We start from the raw sequence: 1,701 nt of genomic DNA, 5'->3' as shown, positions 1-1,701 counted from the left end.
TCCCGGCCTCTCAATACCTTGCATCGGACCAAGAGCCATCCCGTGATCTAGAGCTAACATGATCGATTTTCCAGACTTGTTGAAAATCCTTGAAAGTCTATTTTGCTTGCCAAACAACTCACTCACCAACCTTTATTCCGACTTTTATTGATTTGCCTTCCACCGCATCACTGAAGGCTTCCTCAAAATCCGAGAACTCGTAGATCCTATTTGTATAAGTTGTTAAAAGTAGCTGACCGGTATTCATAAGCGAAATTGCGGCTGCGAAGTCTTTTGGTGCGAATCCAGTAGTTCCGGTCATTCTTATTCCGTTGTAATGTATGATGTTAGGATCGAAAGAGGCCTTTATCCCTTTTGGATAACCACCGAACAAAACCAGATTGCCGAAAAGCTTGACCATCGGCAGATATTTATCTATGAGCTCTGGAATTGGCGCGGTAAGAACAATTGAGTTGAATTTACCTGAAGCTTCAAGCGAGGTGGAAAAACCCATTTCTTCCGCGGACTTCAGTCTGTCTTCTCTTGTATCGACTATCTTTACGATCTGACCGTAGATGTCTCTCAGAGCCGTTGCATTTAGCATTCCCATGATACCTGCTCCTACTACAAGAACAGATTCCCCCGGTTGGAGCTTCATGTTTCTGCACGAAGTCAACGCACAGGCCATGGGTTCGGCGAGAGCAGCTTCCTTAATTTGTGATTCAGAGACTTTCCAAACACCCTTCCTTGCATAACTCATGTCTACGGAAAGAAATTCAGTCATAGCGCCATTGCTCGGAAAACTCCTATTTCTACAACCTTCGGGATTCCCGCCGATGCACTGTTCACATTCCCCACAATTTACGAATGGAGCAATTGCAACAAAGTCTCCGACTTCGAAACCCTCAACCTTCGATCCAACTTCCGCAACTCTTCCCGAGCATTCATGACCGAGAATGGTGGGAGGCTTAATCATAGGGTGGCCCTGTTTAAAGGTCTTTATATCAGTAGAACAGATAAATGAATACATAATCTTCACAAGAATTCCGTCTTCACCGATCTTTGGTTTCTCAACGTCTCTGATAGAGATCTTTCCTATTCCCTCGTACATGACTGCTTTCATTCACACACCTCCTGTTAGGCAACCAATCTCTGGGCAGTCTTAATGTCAGTAAACAATGTGGTTATGTATCCCCTTGAGAGAGCGGCGCGGATTCCATCTGCCTTATGTTCTCCAGCGCTCAAACATATCTTTTCAGGCACTTTCATCAGTTCGGAAAAGCGTATACCCAGTAAGATGTCTTCGATATTTCTACAGATGATTTCTCCATTCTTGTTTAGAAATCTCGAAACAATATCGCCCACCGCATGCTTTCGAACAAGCTCAAGAATGATTTCTCCGGGAAGGTTTGAATCCAGTACCGCAGACATGCCGGCAGGGGCGCCCAAACCAAAGATCACGGCTTCAAGATGAGCCCATTCATTTACGACATTCTGAACTGACCCCACTTGAGTCATCATGCTGAGCTGTTCGGCAGTGTTGACGATTGCCGGAGCGGAAAGAAATACAGGCGTCGCACCCAGAGAGTTCGCCAACTTTTCAACAATATTGTTGATTTGATATGTTTTTTCTGACTGACCAAGGCCCCCAAGGAGAGGAACGATCTTCATATCAGGAAGCTGCCCCAGTTTGTTTGGAAGACTCATTACAGCCTCATAAAC

The 1,701-nt window shown here is 45.1% G+C and carries 2 protein-coding genes; both read right to left on the bottom strand.

Annotation, left to right across the window (positions count from 1 at the left end):
- Window positions 1–118: 118 nt before the first annotated feature.
- Window positions 119–1,102 carry a hypothetical protein gene (locus ENN47_12485; GenBank protein HDP78965.1) on the bottom strand — a complete coding sequence of 328 codons (984 nt, stop codon included), beginning with the start codon at window positions 1,100–1,102 and terminating at the stop codon, window positions 119–121.
- A gap of 14 nt (window positions 1,103–1,116) precedes the next feature.
- A complete protein-coding gene (locus ENN47_12480) occupies window positions 1,117–1,686 on the bottom strand; it encodes a hypothetical protein (protein HDP78964.1) in 570 nt (189 codons plus the stop codon).
- Window positions 1,687–1,701 lie beyond the last annotated feature (15 nt).

It is taken from the genome of Mesotoga infera (genome assembly GCA_011045915.1).
In the GTDB taxonomy this organism is placed as follows: domain Bacteria; phylum Thermotogota; class Thermotogae; order Petrotogales; family Kosmotogaceae; genus Mesotoga; species Mesotoga infera_D.
Note: the sequence above shows the minus strand (reverse complement) of the source record. Positions and strands in the feature narration are given on the sequence as shown.

What these genes read in the sequence shown, in the direction of transcription:
- ENN47_12480 (HDP78964.1), bottom strand. Translation starts at nt 1,686, where the DNA reads ATGAGTCTTCCAAACAAACTGGGGCAGCTTCCTGATATGAAGATCGTT.
- ENN47_12485 (HDP78965.1), bottom strand. Translation starts at nt 1,102, where the DNA reads ATGAAAGCAGTCATGTACGAGGGAATAGGAAAGATCTCTATCAGAGAC.